Annotated in this window: 17 protein-coding genes and 1 tRNA gene; 4 read left to right on the top strand and 14 right to left on the bottom strand. The window is 48.2% G+C overall.

Going from position 1 to position 21,869, the window contains the following annotated elements; genetic code table 11:
- Positions 1-365, bottom strand: a 365-nt coding sequence (locus QZ942_RS06210; RefSeq protein ID WP_292993821.1) for a cyclic nucleotide-binding domain-containing protein, incomplete at its 3' end; no start/stop codon positions are given.
- Between the two features lie 239 nt (positions 366-604).
- Here QZ942_RS06210 and hemN point away from each other — a divergent pair.
- Positions 605-2,014 carry an oxygen-independent coproporphyrinogen III oxidase gene (hemN, locus tag QZ942_RS06205; protein ID WP_292993820.1) on the top strand — a complete coding sequence of 470 codons (1,410 nt, stop codon included), beginning with the start codon at positions 605-607 and terminating at the stop codon, positions 2,012-2,014.
- A 46-nt stretch (positions 2,015-2,060) separates the two neighbouring features.
- Here hemN and QZ942_RS06200 read toward each other — a convergent pair whose 3' ends face one another.
- Positions 2,061-2,369: a cytochrome c gene (locus QZ942_RS06200; protein WP_292993819.1), complete on the bottom strand. Its 309-nt coding sequence runs from the start codon at positions 2,367-2,369 to the stop codon at positions 2,061-2,063.
- Between the two features lie 834 nt (positions 2,370-3,203).
- Here QZ942_RS06200 and QZ942_RS06195 point away from each other — a divergent pair.
- The 3 genes from QZ942_RS06195 (at position 3,204) to QZ942_RS06185 (ending at position 7,518) form a co-directional block, all read left to right on the top strand.
- A complete protein-coding gene (locus QZ942_RS06195; RefSeq protein WP_292993818.1) occupies positions 3,204-3,956 on the top strand; it encodes a DUF2490 domain-containing protein in 753 nt (250 codons plus the stop codon).
- A gap of 254 nt (positions 3,957-4,210) precedes the next feature.
- A complete protein-coding gene (gene rapA, locus QZ942_RS06190) occupies positions 4,211-7,114 on the top strand; it encodes an RNA polymerase-associated protein RapA (RefSeq protein ID WP_292993817.1) in 2,904 nt (967 codons plus the stop codon).
- A 104-nt stretch (positions 7,115-7,218) separates the two neighbouring features.
- Entirely contained in the window at positions 7,219-7,518 is a 300-nt protein-coding gene (locus QZ942_RS06185; RefSeq protein WP_090315283.1) for a GIY-YIG nuclease family protein, read from the top strand.
- A 506-nt stretch (positions 7,519-8,024) separates the two neighbouring features.
- On the opposite strand, the gene QZ942_RS06180 is transcribed toward QZ942_RS06185, so the two are convergent.
- The 12 genes from QZ942_RS06180 to minC form a co-directional block, all read right to left on the bottom strand.
- Complete coding sequence (locus QZ942_RS06180; RefSeq protein ID WP_292993816.1) at positions 8,025-13,250, bottom strand: type ISP restriction/modification enzyme; 5,226 nt, start codon at positions 13,248-13,250, stop codon at positions 8,025-8,027.
- A gap of 15 nt (positions 13,251-13,265) precedes the next feature.
- Positions 13,266-14,372, bottom strand: coding sequence for a protein adenylyltransferase Fic (gene fic / locus QZ942_RS06175; protein WP_292993815.1), 1,107 nt, complete (start codon positions 14,370-14,372; stop codon positions 13,266-13,268).
- A 102-nt stretch (positions 14,373-14,474) separates the two neighbouring features.
- Positions 14,475-15,566 (bottom strand): redox-regulated ATPase YchF, encoded by a 1,092-nt coding sequence (gene ychF, locus QZ942_RS06170; protein WP_292993814.1) that lies wholly within the window; start codon positions 15,564-15,566, stop codon positions 14,475-14,477.
- A 59-nt stretch (positions 15,567-15,625) separates the two neighbouring features.
- Positions 15,626-16,195, bottom strand: a complete 570-nt coding sequence (pth, locus tag QZ942_RS06165) for an aminoacyl-tRNA hydrolase (RefSeq protein ID WP_292993813.1) — start codon at positions 16,193-16,195, stop codon at positions 15,626-15,628.
- Positions 16,196-16,316: 121 nt separating this feature from the next.
- The gene (locus QZ942_RS06160; protein ID WP_292993812.1) at positions 16,317-16,937 is read right to left on the bottom strand and encodes a 50S ribosomal protein L25/general stress protein Ctc; all 621 of its coding nucleotides are present in this window, start codon (positions 16,935-16,937) and stop codon (positions 16,317-16,319) included.
- A gap of 65 nt (positions 16,938-17,002) precedes the next feature.
- On the bottom strand, positions 17,003-17,953 hold the full coding sequence (locus tag QZ942_RS06155) for a ribose-phosphate pyrophosphokinase (protein WP_292993811.1): 951 nt from the start codon (positions 17,951-17,953) through the stop codon (positions 17,003-17,005).
- 112 nt (positions 17,954-18,065) lie between these two features.
- A tRNA-Gln gene (locus QZ942_RS06150) sits at positions 18,066-18,140 on the bottom strand.
- A gap of 6 nt (positions 18,141-18,146) precedes the next feature.
- Positions 18,147-18,986 (bottom strand): 4-(cytidine 5'-diphospho)-2-C-methyl-D-erythritol kinase, encoded by an 840-nt coding sequence (ispE, locus tag QZ942_RS06145; protein WP_292993810.1) that lies wholly within the window; start codon positions 18,984-18,986, stop codon positions 18,147-18,149.
- 47 nt (positions 18,987-19,033) lie between these two features.
- On the bottom strand, positions 19,034-19,696 hold the full coding sequence (lolB, locus tag QZ942_RS06140; RefSeq protein ID WP_292993809.1) for a lipoprotein insertase outer membrane protein LolB: 663 nt from the start codon (positions 19,694-19,696) through the stop codon (positions 19,034-19,036).
- Between the two features lie 64 nt (positions 19,697-19,760).
- Positions 19,761-20,039 (bottom strand): cell division topological specificity factor MinE, encoded by a 279-nt coding sequence (gene minE, locus QZ942_RS06135; protein ID WP_013967381.1) that lies wholly within the window; start codon positions 20,037-20,039, stop codon positions 19,761-19,763.
- On the bottom strand, positions 20,036-20,848 hold the full coding sequence (gene minD / locus QZ942_RS06130) for a septum site-determining protein MinD (protein ID WP_292993808.1): 813 nt from the start codon (positions 20,846-20,848) through the stop codon (positions 20,036-20,038). Before minD ends, minE begins: the two co-directional genes overlap by 4 nt.
- A gap of 24 nt (positions 20,849-20,872) precedes the next feature.
- Positions 20,873-21,625, bottom strand: a complete 753-nt coding sequence (gene minC, locus QZ942_RS06125) for a septum site-determining protein MinC (RefSeq protein WP_292993807.1) — start codon at positions 21,623-21,625, stop codon at positions 20,873-20,875.
- Positions 21,626-21,869 lie beyond the last annotated feature (244 nt).

The raw sequence follows: 21,869 nt of genomic DNA, 5'->3' as shown, positions 1-21,869 counted from the left end.
CATACTTCGCTATCTTCAAGAGCAATCGCATCACAAGTGTGTGTGTCTGTGCTGATAGCGTCCAAACCCAGCAATTCTCCAGTCATATGAAAACCGGTAACTTGCTGCCGTCCATCTTGTTCAAGTACACAGGTTTTTAGAAATCCGCTACGAATAGCAAATAGTGATTGGAACTTTGCGCCTGTATGATGCAGATACCCGCCTCGCTGAATCTTGCGTTTATGACTTACTACATCACCTAGAACTTGAATTTCATCATCATTAAGGCCAACCGGCAAACATAGTTCGCGCAGACTACAAGAAGCACAGCTTGATCTTATGTGTGAGATATCGAGATGATTACGAAGTGGAGTATCGTGAAGCAAAGTATTTTCCGAATGTAGGGAATTACATTTTTAGAGAATTACATTTCAGTGTCTTGATTGATCTGAATCAAAATTAATATTTTTGATTCAATTACAATTTTACCGATTTTATTTAAAAGTAGGTATTCTTTTTTGACATTGCGTTATGAATAGATGTGTGATTGAGCGGGGTGGTCGGCGCTTGATGTTATTTAATCCAATTTTCTTTAGGTTACATTCTTCACAAAGTGAGATCCCCAGTGCATCCATTGTTTTTTTCCGGCCTATCTTCTGATTCGCCTGAAATCAATTCAGATCTTATTCGCCGTTTTGGGGGCAATTATTCTGATTATCGTCTGTATCCGGGCACAGATTATTTTGTTGAAGCATTTGATGCGCATACCTATTCATCTTGGTTGAGTAATCGCAAACCGGGACACTTTCGTCGTCCCTTATCGTTATATGTGCATATTCCATTTTGCACTTCTTTATGTTTTTATTGCCATTTTAATCAGATCATTCCCGATGATGATGACATAAAAATATATCTTGATTACTTGGTACGCGAAATTAGACTTCAAGGACAATTTCTCAAAGACGACCCAAAAGTTGAGCAATTATATTTTGGAGGAGGAACCCCAACCTTCCTGAGTGATACTCAGTTAAGTGACATTATGAAAGAAATCCGCCAAAATTTTAATTTGGTAGAAGAGGGAGAATATTGCATAGAGATTGATTCACGGCAAATTACGCCTGCTTCTCTTCAGTCATTGAATGAAATGGGATTTAATTGCACGATTATTGGTGTTCAGGACTTTGATCATCAGGTGCAGCAATCCATACAGCGCTTACAAACAGAAGATACTACGTTGCGTGCCATAGGTAACGCGCAACATGCCGGTTTTAAAACGGTCAGAATTGAATTGATTTACGGATTACCGAAACAAACTGTAAAGAAGTTTGAATACACCTTGGGAAGAATCATTTCTGCGAGCCCAAATCAAATAAATTTATTGAATTATCTGCACTTACCGGAAAAATTCAAGCCCCAGCGAAACATCAAACAAGAAGATTTACCCGATACAGAAACCCGGCTTGAGATGCTGTTGTTTGCAATTGCTCGATTAACAGATGCCGGTTATAGCCATATTGGCATGAATCTTTTTGCCAAGCGCGACGACCAATTGATCATAGCGCAGCGGCAAGGCAGGCTTCACTATAGCTTGCAAGGTTATTCGGTTTATCCTGATTGTGATCGAATTGCATTAGGTATATCTGGAGTTGGGCGCATTGGTCCAACCTTAAATCAGAATCATTATGATCTTCTGCAATACTATGACAAACTGGATCGAAATATCCTACCCATTTTACGGGGCATTGAATTAAGTGCCGATGATCTGATACGGCGTTCCGTGATGCAAGCACTGATTTGTCATTCAGTACTCTCATTTGAATCAGTAGAAACTTATTTTCCAATTGAATTCAAACACTATTTTGCAACAGAGTTATCAGAGCTTTTATTGTATGAGCAAGCTGGTTTGGTAACGTTAGATGATGACGAGATTGTCGTGACAGCTATGGGGCAGCTACTACTGAGCGGTATTTGCGGAGTTTTTGATAAATATTTACGTGTTAATCAGCAGCGCAGAAATAACTCGATGCTCCTATGAATTTATTTTGCCTGGGCGATCCGCTGGGATTCCCAGGCAAAATAAATTATTTGACTTCGCTGTTGGTTAAAACATATTCAGCTAAACGATCTGCAGCCTCGCCCTGAATATTCTTGAATGCGGGCATTCTCATACTTCCCGATTGAAATTTCTTGATAATCGCATCTTTATTGGCAATTTTCTCACTGAGTATCATGGCAACGTTTGCACTTAAAGGTTTATGGCATTCGGTACAAGCCGTGCTAAAGATCTGTTCACCAGATGCACCAGCGGGCGGACTATAGTCTTTACTAGCGCCACAACCGGCTAATATAAGCAGCGCCGATATTGTTAATGCAAAATTTAATTTTTTCATTTTCTAACTCCAGTTCATTTTAGTTCAAATAATATCGAGAATGATCTCGACCCAAGATCTATATATAAATTGTTATTTAAGGGCACTTCTAAAAATCCAAATTTCGTCACAATACTTTGTTACTTACAAAAAATGTTTCCTTACATATCAAACATATGCTGCGTAACCATTTTTTGCTCGTGCCTCGTGTTGTTTAGAACTTTGAATTTTTAGAAGCGCCCTCAAGAAATATTAACCAAGCTTTACAATTTAGCTGACCTAACATACCTACTAATGTGACAACTTGTCAAACAAATGTTTTTTAAAATCTATTAATCAGTACGGATTGATTTCTTATATTCTTCACCTATAAGAGACGCTCGGTATTGTTCCTAAATTCAAAAAAATCGCAACTACTGTAAAGAATGAATAGCCTTCAATATCACGGGATTTTTAGCTAAAAAAACAACACTGGCTGTTATTTCTTTGATGCCGTTCTTTTTCTTTACAATTTCTTAACATTTGGCATGCTAGTGTGCGCGCTGACGCAATAAAAATATGATCAGAATTTCTTAATTCTTAACTTAGGTTCTTAAATCTTAATTAGAATTAGCTGTAATAACACCACTCATGATAGTTGTTTTTCTTGACACTTTCTTGACAATTACTATGCTAATGTGCGCGACAGCGTAATAAGAACGATATCGATTTATTAGTGAAAGAATGGCGTGTTTTTTGAAAAGATAGAGTAAGCAGCTACTAACAATCAATACTAACGTGAGTTGATGCATACTGTATTCAGAATACATTTACTAACTGTTTTACGGAATCAAATTAATTTGAAAAGGAGATTGCATGTTTAAGAAAATAAACAAATTTATTACATTGGCAGCGCTTGGTTTGGCTTTTAGTAATCCAGCTGTTGCAGACAATACCGTAGAAGATTTTCAAGTATGGGGAAATGCGACAGCACTGGGTAATTTTGGTTTCATAAATCCTCAGAATCCTGACTTGAAAAAATTCAGATGGTGGATGGAAGGGCAGGGACGTTTTGGTAATGACGCCACTCAATTCACGCAATCCCTTATCCGTCCCGGTCTGGGTTATGCGGTAACTGATAAGGTAGTTGTATGGGCAGGTTATGCATGGGCACCAACAGCTGAACCGCTAGCGGCGCGTCCATTTAATGAGCACCGGATTTGGCAACAAGTGACTTGGGCTGATAATTTTTCATTCGGCAGGTTGTCGACACGAAGCCGTTTTGAGCAACGATTCTTCGACCATAATGCGCCCATTGCTGGTAATGATGATGTAGGTCATCGATTCCGCCAATTAGTTAAACTAGCGGTTCCAATGCCGTCAATAGACCCGAACCTTAGTTTTATCGTTCAAAGTGAATTGTTTATCGCCATGAATACCGTTGATAATCCTGCTTTTATTTCCCGTGGCTACGATCAGAACCGTGCCTTTGTTGGACTGGGTTATAAAGTCAATCAGTTTGCTACCGTTGAAGTGGGTTACATGAACCAATTCATCAACAGACCGCATAGCGCTCGTGCTGATCAAATGATGCATAATTTTGTAGCTAATTTGTTCCTGAATTTCTAATCAAATAATTTGGCCATAGTATTTTTGTGGCATGTCATTCAATGTTTCTTAGAGCCGATTAACTTTATAAACTTTAGAAAGTTAATCGGCCAAAATTTTTCCACACGCCTTGTTACCTGAGCAGTTGGTTCTCAACTGACTTCTCGCTTTCTTATTTCTACTCCTTTCATTGAATCCAGCCAAACTCAAGAAATAGTAATATTTCTTACCATTTTCTATTACTATACTGCTCCCTTCTGATCACAAATTAATACATGCACGATTTTAAGCCCGGTCAGCGTTGGATTTGTGATGCTGATTTGCAATTGGGTCTTGGTACTGTTCAAACTGTTGAACACCGGATTGTCAGTATCAGCTTTAAGGCAGCGGGCGAAACCCGCTCCTACGCCAAGCTTTCTGCACCGCTGACGCGTGTTATTTTCAAAGCAGGCGATAGCATCAGCAGTCATGACGGTATTGCATTGAAGGTTATTCATGTCAATGAGCATGATGGTTTAATTGTCTACTTGGGCGAGCGCGAAGGGGGCGGTCGAATTGAACTGGCCGAAGCACAGTTAGCGCATCACCTGCAACTGAATCGCCCATCGGAACGTTTGTTTGCGGGTCAATTTGATCGAGACAAATGGTTTCGCATTCGCTATCAAACGCTGCTGATTCGCAACCGGCTGGCGCAAGCGCCGCTGTATGGATTGGTGGGCACCCGCACCAGCCTGATTCCGCACCAACTATATATCGCCCACGAGGTGGGCCGTCGCTTTGCGCCGCGCGTGTTGCTGGCCGACGAAGTCGGACTGGGAAAAACCATTGAGGCCGGTCTGATTTTGCACCAGCAATTGCTGACCGAGCGTGCCAAGCGCGTGCTCATCGTGGTGCCGGAAACCTTGATTCACCAATGGCTGGTAGAAATGTTGCGGCGTTTCAATCTGCAATTCAGTATTTTTGACGAAGCGCGCTGTTTGTCGCTGGAAGAAAGCGACGAAGACGAAGAAGGTGGAGAAGTCGAGCAAGGCGAAAATCCGTTTCAAAGCGAGCAATTGGTGCTGTGCAGCCTGCATTTTCTGCGGCAAAATCCGAAGCGCTTTCAGCAAGCGCTGGAAGGCCATTGGGATTTGCTGGTGGTCGACGAAGCGCATCATTTGCACTGGTCGCCGCAAGCCGCTAGCCCGCAATACACCATAATCGAGCAACTGGCAATGCGCACCCGCGGCGTGCTGCTATTGACCGCGACCCCGGAACAATTGGGTAAAGCCAGCCACTACGCCCGGCTGCGTCTGCTCGACCCGCACCGTTTCAGCAGTTTCTCCGAGTTTATCACCGAGGAACAATCCTACGAACCGATCGCAAAAGCGGTAGAAGCCTTGCTCGAAGGCCAGACATTAAACGATGACACGCGTCAGCTCATCGCGGACGTGCTCGACCCAACCCAAGCGCAAGCATTGCTGGCGGAGCTGCAAAACCAGCAAGCCCGGATTAAGCTGGCGGAATTATTGCTCGACCGGCACGGCACCGGGCGCATCCTGTTCCGCAACACCCGTGCGGCGGTCAAAGGGTTTCCCGAACGCAAGCTGGTGGCCAGTCCGCTGCCGTTACCGGCGGAATACCTGCCAAGCCTGGTGACGTTTGAAACCACGCCGTTATCCAAGCCGCAATTGCTGCTATGTCCGGAACTGATCTACCAAGTCCGATGCGAAGAGGATCAACCGTACTGGACCGAAATCGACCCGCGCGTGAATTGGCTGATTGCCACGCTCAAGCGAGTGAAACCGGAAAAAGTGCTGGTCATCGCCGCCAATGCCCAAACCGCGCGCGATCTGGCGCAAGCGATGAAACAATCGACCGGGCAATTTATCCCGGTATTCCACGAAAGCATGAGTTTGATTGAGCGCGACCGCGCCGCAGCGTTCTTTGCCGACAAGGAAACCGGCGGCCAGGTACTGATCTGCTCGGAAATCGGCAGCGAAGGCCGCAATTTCCAGTTTGCGCATCATCTGGTGCTGTTCGATCTGCCGCTCAATCCCGATTTGCTGGAACAGCGCATTGGCCGCCTGGATCGAATCGGTCAGACGGAAACCATCCAAATCCATGTGCCCTATCTGGAAAACAGCGCGCTGGCGGTAATGTTCCATTGGTATCATGAAGGCTTGAATGCGTTCGAAAAAACCTGCCCAGCCGGTCAAACCGTGTTTGTAAAAGTGGAAGACCCGCTCATCGCCGCGCTGCATCAACGCCAAACCCAGGCGGAAGCGCTGACCGGATTGATCGGCGTTACCCAAACGGCGCACCAGGCATTGAACGAAGCGCTCGAGCGCGGGCGCGATAAGTTGCTCGAATACAACTCGTTCCGGCCCAGCGCGGCGGAACAGCTCGCGCAAGCCGCGCTCACGCAGGATGATGATTCAATGCTGCCGGAATATATGGAAACGGTATTCGATTGCTGCGGCGTGCATATCGAAGACCACCGCGCCGGTAGTTTTCTGATCGAACCGAGCGAACACATGAGCATGCCGTTTCCCGGCTTGATGGACGAAGGCTCGGTCATCACCTATTCACGCGATGTCGCACTGGCCAATGAGGATATGCACTTCCTGACATGGGAACACCCGATGGTCACGCACGCGATGGAACGGATTTTGGGCCACGAAAGCGGTAACGCCGTAGTGGTGGCGCTGAAACACAAACAAGTACAACCCGGCACCTTGCTGCTGGAAACCCTGTTCGTGCTCGAAGCAAGCGGGCACAACATACAGCAAAGCAACCGCTACCTACCGCCCGCGGTAATCCACATTTTATTGGATGAACAAGGCAACGGCGCTCATCCGCACCTCGACCACAATGCGATCAATCAGCACCTGCAACCGGTCGCGACCGGCATCGCCAAGCAAGTGATCCAACTCAAAGAAGACGCGATCCGCGAATTACTGACCGCGAGCGAGCAACAAGCCAGCGCGCAAGCGCCGCAACTCATCGCCGAAGCGGAAGCCCGCATCCAGCAAACCTTCACCCCGGAAATCGAACGCCTCAAAGCCTTGCAACAAGTCAACCCGAACGTGCGCGACGAAGAAATTCAATTTTTTGAACAACAACTGCAGCAACTGACCGGCGCACTGAAATCCAGCAATCTGCGGCTCGATGCCGTGCGGGTGATCGTGGCGACGTAAATTCATCAGAAATTGGCAATGCAAAAAAAGCCACATCAAAAACGGGATTCCCGCTTTCGCGGGAATGACGAGAGGGCCGGTAATGTCGGCGAGAAGGCGGCATGATGGCTCCGGCTGTGTATTTGCTGGCCAGTCAAAGAAACGGGACGCTCTACATTGGTGTGACATCGAACCTGATCCAGCGCATTTGGCAGCATCGCGAAGGTTTGGCGGAAGGTTTTACCAAAAAATACCGGGTAAAAACCCTGGTCTGGTATGAACAGCACGCTACGATGGAAAGCGCCATTGCCCGGGAAAAGGCATTGAAAAAATGGAACCGCGCCTGGAAATTGAAACTGATTGAAGAAACCAATCCGCAGTGGCGGGATCTCTGGCCGGAAATAAATGGAGAGACGGAACCTTAAGGAAACTCTGAATAACTCATGTTTGTCATTCCGAACAAAGTGAGGAATCTTTGTGAGTCAACGTGATAGATTTCTCGCTACGCTCTAACAGGCCGTTGAAAAACTATCTGCGTTGCCGCTGCGGTGTTAAAAATAGGCTCAAAATGCTCATTTATTAAGCATAAACTGCGCTTTTTCGCCTATTTTTGCCTTGCATCGGCTGCCTCGAATACGTTTTTCAACAGCCTGCTAAATGACAGTTATTCAGAGTTTCGTTAACCTCTCCGTCCTTCTACTGCAACATTTCATCACCCTCCACCTCTACAACCCATCATCCACCGGCATCGCTACAACTCGTCATCTCCGCACACACATACCTCGTCATCCCCGCGAAGGCGGGGATCCAGAACCACCGAACGCGCTCCCGCGACTGGATTCCCGCCCCACGCCTTCGCGGGGGCTGGCACTGCGCGGGAATGACGAAAAGAAAATTGATGATGGGAATGACGGAGAGAAAAGTGGCTGCCTCAATCACTGGCAATTTCCAGTGGCGGCAGGCCGTTGACGATCTTCATCGTTTCCAGGCTGACCGTCACCACGCGCATAAACAATTCCAGTGGATAACGCGGATTACCCATCGTTTCAATCGCCCAGTCGTTGGCGTCGTTGACAATGCCGCTGTCTTTGTCAGTCTTCACGCATTGGCGCTCCACCACCCAATCCAGCGCGGGCTTGCCGTTCACGATGTAGTCGTAGGCTTCGGGCGGGATGCCGCTGACGGTGATGTGCGCGTTGTAGATCAGCCGGGTCAGATCTTTTTTGCCATCGGTTTTCGGCACTTTCATCTTTTCCACGCGCCAAAAACCCTCCCGCTCGTCATTCCCGCGCCCATCATCGTCATTCCCGCGCAGGCGGGAATCCAGCGGCTTGGGATCGCCAAGATTGAACACCTTCCCATCGGCGCCCAGCACCTTGGCGCCCTGGTATATCGGCACGGTTTCATAATTCAGGTGCAGCTCGGCCAGTTTACGCCCGGCTTGCGAGAAGGCCCAAAAACCGGCAGCGGTTTTCACGCGCGGGATGCGCGGCAGTTCCTTGCTCAGATTGTCGGCGTAGCGTTCGCGGTAATCCTTTGAGTGCAGCAGGCCATAGACGTAATAGAACACATCCTCCTTGCTGATGGTTTCACCCGGATAGGCGGATTGGAAATGCGCCAGCCCTTCGTCGGTGATGGCATCGCGGCGCACATAGCCGTCATTCCCACGCATATACCCGTCATCCCCTCGCACATCCCCGTCATTCCCGCGCCCATCATCGTCATTCCCGCGCAGTGCCAGCCCCCGCGAAGGCGTGGGGCGGGAATCCAGCGGTTTTGCTTCGCCCCAGTCCAGCAAGGATTGGGTTCCCGCCTGCGCGGGAACGACGGGATCGTAGAGGTAGAGCGGGAAGCATTGCGCGCCGCCATCAATTTGCAATTCTGGCACACGATTTACCATCAAAGCCAGCTGACCATCGCCGCTCCATCGCTGCTTAACCATGATCAACAAATTCTCTGCCGCCGCATTTGGGAAAATGCGAGGCATCTGGTACACCATTTCATTGAAGCGCCTATTGAAATACAGCCATTGCTTGGTGAATGGGCGGTACAGACTAGGCGTGAGGCATTCTCCCTCAAATGCAAAGCAGCGATCTTTCGCCAACTCTTGTTTCAATGCCCGCGTCCAACTGATCTGTGTCGGGTTGGTGTCGATAAAATTATCCACCTTGGCTTCGCGTGCTTTCTTGTCCAGCTTGGCATATACCGCATTGAATCGTTGCACCTCGCTGTTGTAGAAACCAATCATGCGCGTCATGTTGTTTGATACGACCTTAGGGGAAGGGTTATAGCACCAAGCATCACGGGCGGTAACAACGCCCATAGAGAAATTCTCGAATAGCTTGAGTTCTGTTCCCTTTTTATCTCCCAACACAATATATTCGCTAAATCGACCATCTCTTTGCTTAAGCCAATCGCCATGCTGATCTGGCATGATTGATTGCCAGCCTCTAGCTTCGCTAATTCCGGTAATGCTCTGGAAGGCGCTGATTTTTTCCAGTTTCTCAGCTTGACTGAGGTAGTCGCCAATGTCGTGAAAATATATCTGGTCGTGCTGCGCAGCATTGGTGTTTTTTACAAGCAATGAAATGGCAATCGGTGCGCGGCTACCGCTGCCGAAAACCTTGCCTCCTTCCTTGCGTGACAACTCACCAGAAGTGCGTTGATTACCTCGCAAGTGGAACACATAGATGCTTGAGAACTCTTCTGCCAAGCACTTGCGCAAACCATCGGCGGTGTTGGCTTCCAGCCATCCGGCATTGGTGACAAAGCCAATCACCCCGCTATCGCCGATGCGGTCGGATGCCCAACGAATGGCGCGGATGTAGCTGTCGTACAATCCTTTGGCTAGAGTGGCCCTGGAACGCTCTACATAGGTAGAACGGATGCGCTCGTCCAGATAGGGATAGGCTACGTTGTCGTTATTGTCGTTCTCGCTTTTCTGCCCAACTGAATACGGCGGATTCCCCATAATCACCCGAATATCCAGCTTCTTCTGCCGTTTGCGCCGTGCGCTGTTGTGTTCCAGCAGTTGGTCGACCAAGTCTTCCTTCTCGTACATCTGGAAAGTGTCGGTCAGGCAGATGCCCTCGAACGGCTGGTAGGGATGTACGTCATACCGGCGCAGGCCGGTATCCAGTGGCGCGCTTTGCGCGCCTTTGTTTCCGTCACTGGATTCCGGGACAAGCCCGGAATGACGGGGCGCAAGGGCGTCCTCCGGTTGCGGGGTGTTCATGATGCCGTGATACACCGCCTCAATATTGATCGCGGCGATGTAGTAGGCGAGTAAGACGATTTCGTTGGCGTGGATTTCGTGCCGGTATTTGTAGGGCAGCTCGTCCTGGGTAATCAGTCCGCTTTGCAGCAGGCGCGTGATGAAGGTGCCGGTTCCGGCAAAGGGGTCGAGGATATGTACGCCCTTGCTGCCCAATGTTTGACCGAATTCGGTTTGAAGGATGTGGTTGACGCTGTGGATGATGAAATCCACCACTTCTACCGGCGTATAGACGATGCCCAGCCGCTCGGTCATTTTGGGGAAGGCATTGCGGAAGAATTTGTCGTACAGCTCGACCACGATTTTTTGCTTGCCGGTAGCGCTTTCGATGCCCTCCGCGCGCAGCTTCACGCTGTCGTAGAACGCTTGCAGCGTGTCAGCTTCCTTATTCAGATTGTGTTCTTGCAGGATGTCCAGCACGGCTTGCATGGCGAGCGACATGGGATTGTGCTGGGCAAAGCTGTAGTCTTCAAACAGCGCATCGAATACCGGCTTGGTAATCAGGTGCTGCGCCAGCATTTCGATGATTTCGGCGTCAGAGATGCTGTTGTTCAGGTCATCGCGCAGTTCTGCGGCAAAGGCGGTAAAGGCTGCTTGCTCTTTAGCATTGGCCGGGTTTTCCAGAATGGCGGTGATGCGGTCGATGTGGGTGCGGGCGATTTTGGCGATGTCGTTGGCCCAGTCTTCCCAGTGGTGGCGGTTACCGACTTTTTGCACCAGCTTGGCGTAGATGGCGCGCTCGATCTCTCCGATCTCGAATTGCAGGTCCTGCTGTTCGGGCTTGACGGCATAGACGGCTTTGGGCTGGCCGATGGCGTGGCCGCCCTTTCCCGCCCGAGTGTTGGTTTTTCCCTTGGGCTTATCGCGTTTTTTCTGGATTTTGTCGGTGATGGCGATGACTTCCATTTTGCTGGTGTCGCGCCCGATCAGGTCGAGCTTGTTCACCATCGCATCAAAGCGATCGTCGTGCGAGCGCAAGGCTTGTAGCACCTGCCACACCACTTTGTAGGTCTGGTTGTCGTTCAGTGCTTCGTGCGGCTCCACGCCTGCCGGAATCACCACCGGCAAAATGACGTAGCCGCGTTTTTTCTTCCCGTCCGGTGTGGTGCGCATGACGCGCCCGACGGATTGCACCACGTCCACTTGAGAATTGCGCGGGGTGAGAAACAGCACGGCATCCAAAGCGGGCACGTCCACGCCTTCGGACAGGCAGCGCACGTTGCTCAGGATGCGGCAGGTATTTTCGGCGACTTCCGCTTTGAGCCAATCCAGCTTGGTTTCTTTCTCACTGGCGTTCATGCTGCCATCCACGTGCTCGGCTTCGCAGTTGAGGCGGGTAATCTGCTCGAATTCCTCGGTTTCCTGATAGGCTTCCACTACGGCCTGGAACATGCCCGCAATTTGCTTGGAGCTAACTTTGTGCGTCTTGCCGCCTTTGGCCAATTCGATTACCTGACAGAAAGCCACGGCGCGCTGCATGGCTTGACCATCACCGCTCAGGTCATCGGTCAATCCCTGTTTGGATAATGCTTTCCAGCAACCGATGATTTTGGCGGCATCGTCCACCTTGAGCTGGTTGTTTTCGTCCTTCAGCAGGTTTTGCAGGCGGCGGTTGATGTGCGTTTCTTCCACGGCCAGTACGATCACCTTGTAGTCCACCAGCAGGCTGCGCCGGACGGCTTCCGAGAAGGTGATGACATAAAGCTCCTTGCCGTAGAGCGTTTCATCATCCATCGAGCATAGGGCGACATTGTCTTTTTCGGCACTGGCTTTTGCCACTTCGCCATAAATGCGTGGCGTGGCGGTCATGTAAAGCCGCTTGGCGGAGCGGATGTAATCACTATCGTGAACTTTGACGAAGGCGCTTTCATCCTCGCTATCGAAAGTTGCGCCGGTGGTGCGATGCGCTTCATCGCAGATAATCAGGTCGAAATCAGCCAGATTAAAATCGTGCTGGGCGCGGCTGATGACATCAATGGAATGGTAGGTGCTGAATACCACGCTCATGTGCTGGGCATCGTGGCGCTTGCTCATTTCAGTCGCCAGCCTGGCCGGTTCGGTGGTGGCGGGATAGCGCAATTCATGGGTGAAAGTTTGAACGGTGTCGTCATCCTTCTTGCGCTTTTTGCCCACGTCGCTGTCGGAACACACGGCGAAACTGTGCAGCGGGATTTCACTTTCCTGCGTCCACTCGGTCAGGGTTTGCGATAGCAGGTTCAGGCTGGGAACGAGGAACAGTACACGCTTACCCGCGCCTGCCAACGCTTCGGCAATCTTCAGGCTGGTGAAAGTTTTACCCGTACCGCAGGCCATAATGAGTTTGCCGCGGTCTGTGTTCGCTAGGCCGCGCGTAACGGCATCCAACGCATATTTTTGATGGTCGCGCAGCTGCTTCCTGGTTTTTAACACCGGAACTGCTTTGGATTGGTATCGGCTCCAATCAATCTGGCTGTTTTCCAGATCGTGCAGGTCTATCTTGCTGACGGGCGGCTGCTGGTCGCGCAAGGCGTCTTCAGCGTGTTCGCTCCAATGATTGGTGGTGCTGACAATGATGCGGTGAGTGAATACTTTCTTGCCCGATGCGGTAAAAAAGCTGTCGATGTCGCTTTTTTGCAAACGGTAATCTTCAGCGTAGAGCTTGCATTGGATGGCGTGATATTCGCCGACGCTGGTTTTGGCGACCAGATCAATACCGGTATCGCGGCTATCCAAGCCCTGCAGCTTTGCCCATTCGCCATACGTCCAAACATCGCTGTACAGATCGCGGTAGCTGGCTTCGTTACGCAGGTAGCACAGGATGAGTTCTTCAAAGTAAGTGCCTTTTTCCCGCTCGGTTACTGAGGCGAGACGATAGCTATCGAGCAGTTTTTTTAGTGCGGACATATCATGCATTCGCCATTATGGATAGGGCCTCACGGTGTTGTCATCCCGCGTCAGTAAATGCATCAGTTTGGGATGGATGAACAGCTTTTCACGTCCGATGGTTCTTTCCTCAAGCACACCGATGTCTACCAGTTGCTTGAGATAGCGCGAGGCGGCTTGGCGTCCGGCGATGTTTTTTTCAACTAGGTTCTGAATCCGGCAGTAAGGCAGGTCGAAGATCAAATCGACTAGCTCGCGGCTGTAGATTTTTGGTGCCGCCTGCTTCACATGGGCAATTGTCAGTTCTGACAATGTGCGGATCGCGGCAATCTTTGCGGTTGTCCAGTGTGCTGTGTCTTCGATGCCTTGCAGTAAGAAGATAATCCACGGTTCCCATGCTTGGTTGCGCGTAACATCGAGCAGCAGGTGGTAATACTCGGTTTTGTTCTTGATGATGTAGCGGCTGAGGTAAAGAATTGGTAGCGTCAATAAGTCTTCCTGGATCAGAAATAGACTATTCAGCACGCGCCCCGTGCGGCCGTTGCCGTCAGTGAAAGGGTGGATGGCTTCGAACTGGTAATGCCCGGCTGCCATGCGGATCAGCGGGTCAACATCGCGCGCCTCATGAAGGTAACGTTCCCAGTTGGCCAATTTGGTACGTAGCAGGTCTTCCCCAACGGGCGGTGTATAGATCACTTCGCCGTTGGCCTGATTAGCTAGTGCCGTTCCGGGTACGCGCCGCACTTGCATGTCCATGCCCTTGATGCGAGTGCATACTTGTTCTGCGGTGCGAGTGTTCAGCGGGTGCTGCTTTAATGCCTGAAACCCTTCCAGCAGTGCACTGCTATAACGCAGGGCTTCGCGTGTGGCGGGATCGGCATACTCATTTGCGCTTTGAAACTGAAACAGCCGGTCGGTCGTGGTGACGATGTTTTCGATTTCCGAGCTGGCTTGGGCTTCAAGCAGCGGCAGGGCATTGATCAGAACACCCTGATTGGGAATGAGTTCGGCGGCTTGCTTGAGTTCTGCCAGTGCTGCTCGGGCGGGGATACACTGCTTCAGTACCGTGCGTGTTTCCAGATCGGCTGCGGGAGGCAACGGCGGTAGGTCGTTGTATGGTTGATCCGGACGCCAAGCAGTCATGGTTTAATTTTTGCATTTTTGCGACACGTCGTCAGTTTATGTCGTTCGCAGCGACAGGTCAATCAAATAGGTCGCAAATTTCAAGTTTTTGCGACATATCAATCAAACATTAAACCGGAAATGCATCACATCGCCGTCCTTGACGATGTATTCCTTACCTTCGAGGCGCATCTTGCCTGCTTCTTTGGCACCTTGTTCGCCGTTGTAGGCGATGAAATCCTCATAACTGATCACTTCGGCGCGGATAAAGCCTTTTTCAAAATCGGTATGAATGACTGCGGCTGCCTGTGGTGCGGTGTCGCCTTTGTGGATGGTCCAGGCGCGGACTTCTTTGACGCCGGCGGTGAAGTAGGTTTGCAGTCCGAGTAATTCATAACCTGCGCGCACCAGACGGTTGAGTCCGGGTTCTTCGAGATTGAGATCCGCTAAAAAGATTTTCTTATCTTCGTCAGGCAGTTCTGCGATTTCTGCTTCCAGTGCAGCGCATATGGCGACAACTGGCGCGCCTTCTTGTGCGGCATATTCTTCGACGCGGGTTAATAGGGGATTATTCTCAAAGCCGTGATCATCCACATTGGCCACATAAATGGCCGGTTTTGCGGTTAATAAACAGAGTGGCTGCAATAAGAGTTTTTGCTCTTTGTCCAAGTCCATTGTTCTGGCGGGTTTGCCCTGGTCAAGATGTGCCTGCACCGCTTCCAGTAAAGCGCAGAGTTTAATGGCGTCTTTATTACCGGACTTAGCCACTTTGGATTCGCGATGAATGGTTTTTTCTACGGTGGCGAGATCAGCCAGAGCCAGTTCGGTTTGGATAACTTCAATATCCGATATCGGATCCACCTTGCCCGCGACGTGTATGACATTATCGTCTGCGAAGCAGCGCACCATATTGACGATGCCATCCGTTTCACGGATATTGGCAAGAAACTTGTTACCCAGACCTTCGCCTTTGGACGCACCGGCGACCAATCCGGCGATATCGACAAATTCGACGATCGCTGATTGAATTTTCTGCGGCTTGACGATTTCACTGAGTTTTTGCAAGCGCGGGTCTGGGACTTCGACTATGCCAATATTCGGATCTATCGTACAGAAAGGATAATTTTCTGCAGCAATTCCCGCTTTGGTCAATGCATTAAACAAGGTGGATTTGCCGACATTGGGAAGACCCACGATTCCGCATTTAAGACTCATGACCGGATTCTCATTAAAATGGATTAAATAACGATTGTATAAAACTTTTACAAGTATTCTTATACTTTGGTGTGTAATTTCAACATGGCAGCTTCACAAGCGCCTTGTGCAATGAGCGGCCATACTTCCAGACTTCTGACTATGGCTTCATCAATTAATTGTGCTTCTTCCTTTCTGGGCGGGTGTAATACATAGTCAACCACGGCATTACGATCACCCGGATGACCTATGCCGATTCGTAAGCGCCAGAAATCCTGGGTACCCAATCTTGCTGCAATATCCTTGAGGCCGTTATGACCACCCAAACCGCCGCCTTTCTTCAGTTTGGCGATGCCCGGGAGTAAATCCAGTTCATCGTGGACAACGATTATTTCGTCCGGCTGAATTTTATAAAATTGGCACAAGGCAATGACCGATTGCCCGCTTCTGTTCATATAGGTTTGTGGTTCCAGTAGCCACAAATCCAACTCTTTCTGGCGGACTTGTGCGCACAATCCATGAAATCGTGCTTCCGGCTTTAGGGGTACTTGCAGCATTTGGGCTAATCGATCCACCCACTCAAAACCGGCGTTATGCCGTGTACCTGCATATTCTCTGCCTGGATTACCCAATCCAACAATAAGTTTCATGGTGAAAAATTATCCGGCTGCTGTAAAAACGGATTCAGAAAAGAAAAATCTGCCGGCATGTGTTTTATCCCAGCAGATTTATCAAATTTCCAGATCAGTTAATTGTTCTTATCTTATCTGACTATTTTTTCTCTGCGCCTGCTCCTTCACCGGCGGCTTCATCGGAGAGTGCTGAGCGCGGAATCACAATCGTTGCAACCGGTGAATTATCGCCTCTGGTCAATGCAACAATTTCAACTCCGTTGGGCAGTACCAGATCACTTAAGTGAAGTGTGTGCCCTGCAGTCAGTTCGGCCAAATCCACTGAAATAAATTCTGGCAAATCATCCGGCAAACAACTGATATCCACTTCGGTAAGGATGTGCGTAACAATACCGCCGGAGGTTTTTACACCGGGCGCATTTTCTGCATTGATAAAGTGTAATGGAACTTTCATGTGTATTTTTTTGTTTTTGTCGACACGCTGAAAATCCACATGCAACACTTGATGCTTGAATGGGTGCATTTGTATATCGCGTAACAATACCTGTTCTTTTTCCCCTGCGACACTTAACGACAAGATCGATGCATGGAAAGCTTCCAGTTTAAGCTTGTGAAACAAATCGTTGTGATCCATTTCAATAGACTGCGGTTCTTGTTCACCACCATAGATGATTGCTGGTACTTTACCAGAACCACGCAGGCGGCGGCTCGCACCCTTTCCCTGCAACGTGCGCTTATCGGCACTGATTTCTATTTTCATCTTTACTACTCCATAATTATGATTTGTTCGCGACCAAACAAACCGGTTAAAAAAACGGAATCAACTTATTCCATAAATAATGAGCTTAATGAGCTCTCATTACTGATGCGTAACATGGTTTCTGCCAGCAGATTGGCGATGCTTAACTGGCAAATACGATCACAAGCTATGGCATCTTTACGCAAAGGTATCGTGTCAGTGACTACCAGTTTATCCAGTGCTGAGTTCTGGATGCGTTCTACTGCGTTGCCTGATAATACCGCGTGCGTGGAATATGCAATCACTGATTCCGCGCCATGCTGTTTTAATGCTTTTGCAGCTTCACACAGCGTATTGGCTGTGTCCACCATGTCATCAATAATCACACAAGTGCGGTCTTTTACTTCACCGATGATGTTCATGACTTTTGCTTCATTGGGTTTTGGACGCCGCTTGTCAATGATTGCCAGATCGCATTCCAGCCGTTTGGCGAGATGCCGGGCACGGACTACACCGCCGACATCAGGCGATACCACTACCAGATTTTGATAATTATGCTTCCAGATATCCCCCAGCAAAATGGGCATACCATAAATATTGTCGACAGGAATATCAAAAAATCCCTGAATCTGATCTGCATGCAAATCCATGGTGAGCAACCGATCAATACCAACAGTAGCTAACATATTAGCCACTACTTTGGCTGTGATCGGTACACGAACAGAGCGTGGCCTTCTATCCTGACGCGCATATCCAAAATACGGGATTGCAGCAGTAATGCGACCGGCAGAAGCACGCTTCAGGGCATCTACCATGACCAGTATTTCCATAAGGCTGTCATTGGTCGGTGCGCAAGTGGATTGCAGTACAAAAACATCCTTTCCGCGCACATTCTCAAGGATCTCCACCATGATCTCACCGTCACTGAAGCGTCCAACAGTGGCACGCCCCAGATGGATATTAAGATGCTTGACAGCATCCTGCGCCAATTGGGGATTGGCCGTGCCGGTAAAAACCATCAGACTGTCATAAGACATGTTATTTCTCTGAGATAATCAGTTTGGAAAAAGGAGCGCTCGTCTTTCTTGTTAAAATGAGTTGTTTTTGACGATCCGGAGTTTGATGCAAGCTTGTTTCTGAAAAATAAACTGGCTGGGGAGGTAGGGATCGAACCTACGAATGCCGGAATCAAAATCCGGTGCCTTACCACTTGGCGACTCCCCAAAATCTTTACTTCACTGACTTGTGCATGGGATGACAATCTAATCCTTTCGCCACGAAGCCTTTCATATCATCAGGAATTTGTGCAAAAGCGGTCTGAGCTGCCAGCTCCGTCGCAAATTCAGCAAATACACAAGCACCTGAACCACTCATTGCCGCTATTGTAGTATTTTCTAGCCGCTTTAGCCACTCCAAACATCTCGCCACTTCAGGATATGTTTGGCAAACTACTAATTCCAAATCATTATGACCTTGCCAGACAGAAAAGGGCGGTATTTTGATGGGTATCGTGTTGCGTGTCAATTCCTTACTTGCAAAAACCTCCGCAGTCGAGACTTGGGCCGGTGGTATAAGCACTAAATACCACGCAGGCGGCAGATTAATGGGGACCAGTTTTTCACCAATTCCCTCTGCAAAGGCATTTTGTCCGAAAATGAAAACAGGGACATCGGCACCTAACTGAAGCCCTAATTCAAGCAATTGCTCGCGGCCTAAATTGAGTTCCCACAACTGATTCAATGCCAACAAAGTGGTTGCTGCGTCAGAACTTCCGCCACCCAACCCTCCCCCCATTGGAATCTGCTTCTGTAGAAAAATATCGATACCTTGTGCAGTTCCCGTATGCTGCTTCAGCAATTGAGCGGCGCGGACACACAAATCTTTATCTTCTGGAACACCGGCAATGGGGTTAAGTAATTTGATAATGCCATCCGCGCGCAAACTAAAACTTAATTGATCAGAGAAATCTATAAACCGGAAAACTGTTTGCAATAAATGATAGCCATCCTGCCGGCGGCCGGTGACATGTAAAAAAAGATTCAGCTTGGCTGGGGCAGGAAATGTAAACATGAATAAATTTAAGAATTAGACGGCTATGGCTTTAGTGTAAGAATAATTTATTCGACTTTCCAGTCATCGACTACCAGTCTGATTCTCAGGTTTTGATAGACTAAATTCAATACCTTGGGAAGCGGTATTGAATTTATCTGCGCGGGAGCGAAGCTATTATAGTGGATGTGCCAGCCATCTTGCCGGATAGATACAATCCGGTCTTTGTTATCCAGATCCTTTTCCGCTGCGGTAACTGGCGAATGTATGCCTTGTATCCAGTATTGCAACCCATTGATCGGCATACGCCAACCCAGAATTTCTTGCGTCAGACTCTCTACATCCGCCGCATAAAAAGCTTCGAGCTTTGAGGTAATCAAACGCACACCTTCGTCATCTTTTGTAATTTCGGCAACTGCCTGACCCAGCGGGGTAAATAACAGAATTTCATCACTGGTTGCCAGATGCTGCCAGCGGAAGCTGCCGGAAAAACTTTGCTTTTCATCTTGGATGGATATCCTGCCGAGGATATTAAAATCAGCGGCTGAGCCATTCTGGGTATTTGCAGCAGGCTCAGTAACAATGGTTGTGACAACCGCGTCAGATTTGGTTTGACTGGGTAGTGTTGCACAACCGGAAAAAAGAGTAAAAATACAGCTTATCAGAATCCCCGGAATAACATTCCACGGATTAATTTTGAACCCATTCACCGGTAATTTAAAATCTTTCAATTCAATGTTAAAGCTAGCTGATATCAATCCATAGATTACCAATGTGCACGGGATAAGCCTCAGTTTAATTATTGATGGTCTTATTGGTTTGTTGATAATCAGGCAGTACGATATTGAGTTCCAGTGTTTCCTGATTCTCATCTTGCTCAAAATTAACGGATATCGCGTCCTGATCCACATTCACATATTTACGGATAACCTCTAGTAGTTCTTTTTGCAATTGCGGTAGATAGGAAGGTTGATTGCGATAGCTGCGTTCGTGCGCAACAAGAATTTGCAATCTCTCTTTGGCGACCGATGCAGTTTTAGGTTTAGATGATCTAAAATAATCCAGTAAGCTCATTTTCTTCCTCCGAAAAGCCTCCTGAGAAATCCGTGTTTAGCATCAATAAATCGATGTGGACGTTTCTCACCTAAGTATCGCGCTACCACATCGGCATAAGCCTGACCTGCTTCACTCTTTTCATCGAGAATTACCGGAATGCCTGCATTCGATGCGGACAAGACTGATTTTGACTCAGGAATAATACCCAATAATTCCAGGGATAAAATTTCTTGTACGTCTTCAAGACTCAGCATTTCGCCTGATTTTACTCTGTCAGCATCATACCGGGTAAGTAACAAATATTCTTTGATGGGGTCTTCATTACGTTCAGCTCGCCGTGATTTGCTGGATAAAATACCCAACATACGATCTGAATCTCTTACCGAAGAAACTTCTGGATTGGTAACGACAAAGGCATCATCCGCAAAATAAAGCGCCAAGTTTGCACCTTTTTCAATTCCCGCAGGAGAATCGCAAACAATATATTCAAAATCTTTGGATAATTCGTCTAATACCCGGCCAACACCTTCTTCTGTCAATGCATCCTTATCGCGCGTTTGAGAAGCAGGGAGAATGTAAAGTAGATTGCAATTCTTATCCCGGATGAGTGCTTGGTTGAGACTGGCTTCGCCATTGATAACATTGATAAAGTCATAGACAACCCGCCGCTCACAACCTAAAATCAAGTCCAGATTCCGTAAACCCACATCAAAATCAATAACGGCCGTCTTGTGACCGGCTTTTGCCAGTCCCATGGCAATCGCTGCGCTTGTTGTTGTTTTACCAACGCCACCTTTGCCTGATGTCACAACTATAATTCTTGCCAATTGAGCCTCCTTTGCTATTTGGTCTTAAGCAATCTCTTTAATGATCAAAGCATGATTCTGCAAATATATTTGCACCGGATTTTTGTAGGTCTGTTTGTTTAAATCTTCACTGGTTTTATAATCCCCAGCAATTGAAATAAGCTCTGCTTGCAAATCAAAACAAAATATCCTGGCTGCTGTGTTGCCATGCACACCCGCCAACGCGCGTCCTCTCAGTGTATTATAGACATGTATATTGCCTTCAGCCATAATTTCGGCGCCAGCGCTGACCTGAGACAGAATGATCAAATCACCGGACGCATAAATACGCTGCCCCGATCGAATCGGCTGAGTGATCAATGTTGCTGCTACTGGAGACTGTGGAGGAGCAGCGATAGGACTGATAGATTCCTTGGCCGTGGTTACTTCCGGAACAGCTTCTTGCTTTTGTGCTTCGCCAATTGTGATTGGATTGCCTTGTTCACGAACTGTGTCTATCGGAATTGATAATGTGCGTGCTTGCTTATTTTGTTGCTCATTTCCGCCACGGATACCCACTGGGAAAAAACCGATTCTGCGCAATAGCTGGGTTATCTGAACAAAATCCAGATCCTGATTTAACTTGTTTAATTCACGCAAATCGATAATCAGAGGCGAATCTCTAAAAAACTCGGGTGCCAGGTTAATTTTCTCTTGCAGTGTTTGCTCGATTGCAACCATATCATGGGTGTAAAGAATCAAAATCGGCGCAAAAAACGTACTGCTTTTGAATTCAAGTGCTGGAGAAGTATTTAGCATTTTTGAGAATCTGTTGATAGCTGCACAGGAAGTTCTTTATTTATAGGGATCAATGGTACTGCTCAATTAAGTTATCCAAAACACCAAAACCGAATCATTAGAAAAGTTTAATCAATAGTTTTCTTTTTTAAAAGGCGCTGCAGCGTCTCAAGCAATACATCGTTTTCGGGATCTTTTTCTAAGGCATGGCGCCAAATATCTTTGGCATTGTCTTTGGCGCCTTTTGCCCAAAGCACTTCACCCA

The sequence above is a fragment of the Nitrosomonas sp. genome, assembly GCF_021731985.1.
GTDB lineage: Bacteria > Pseudomonadota > Gammaproteobacteria > Burkholderiales > Nitrosomonadaceae > Nitrosomonas.
Note: the sequence above shows the minus strand (reverse complement) of the source record. Positions and strands in the feature narration are given on the sequence as shown.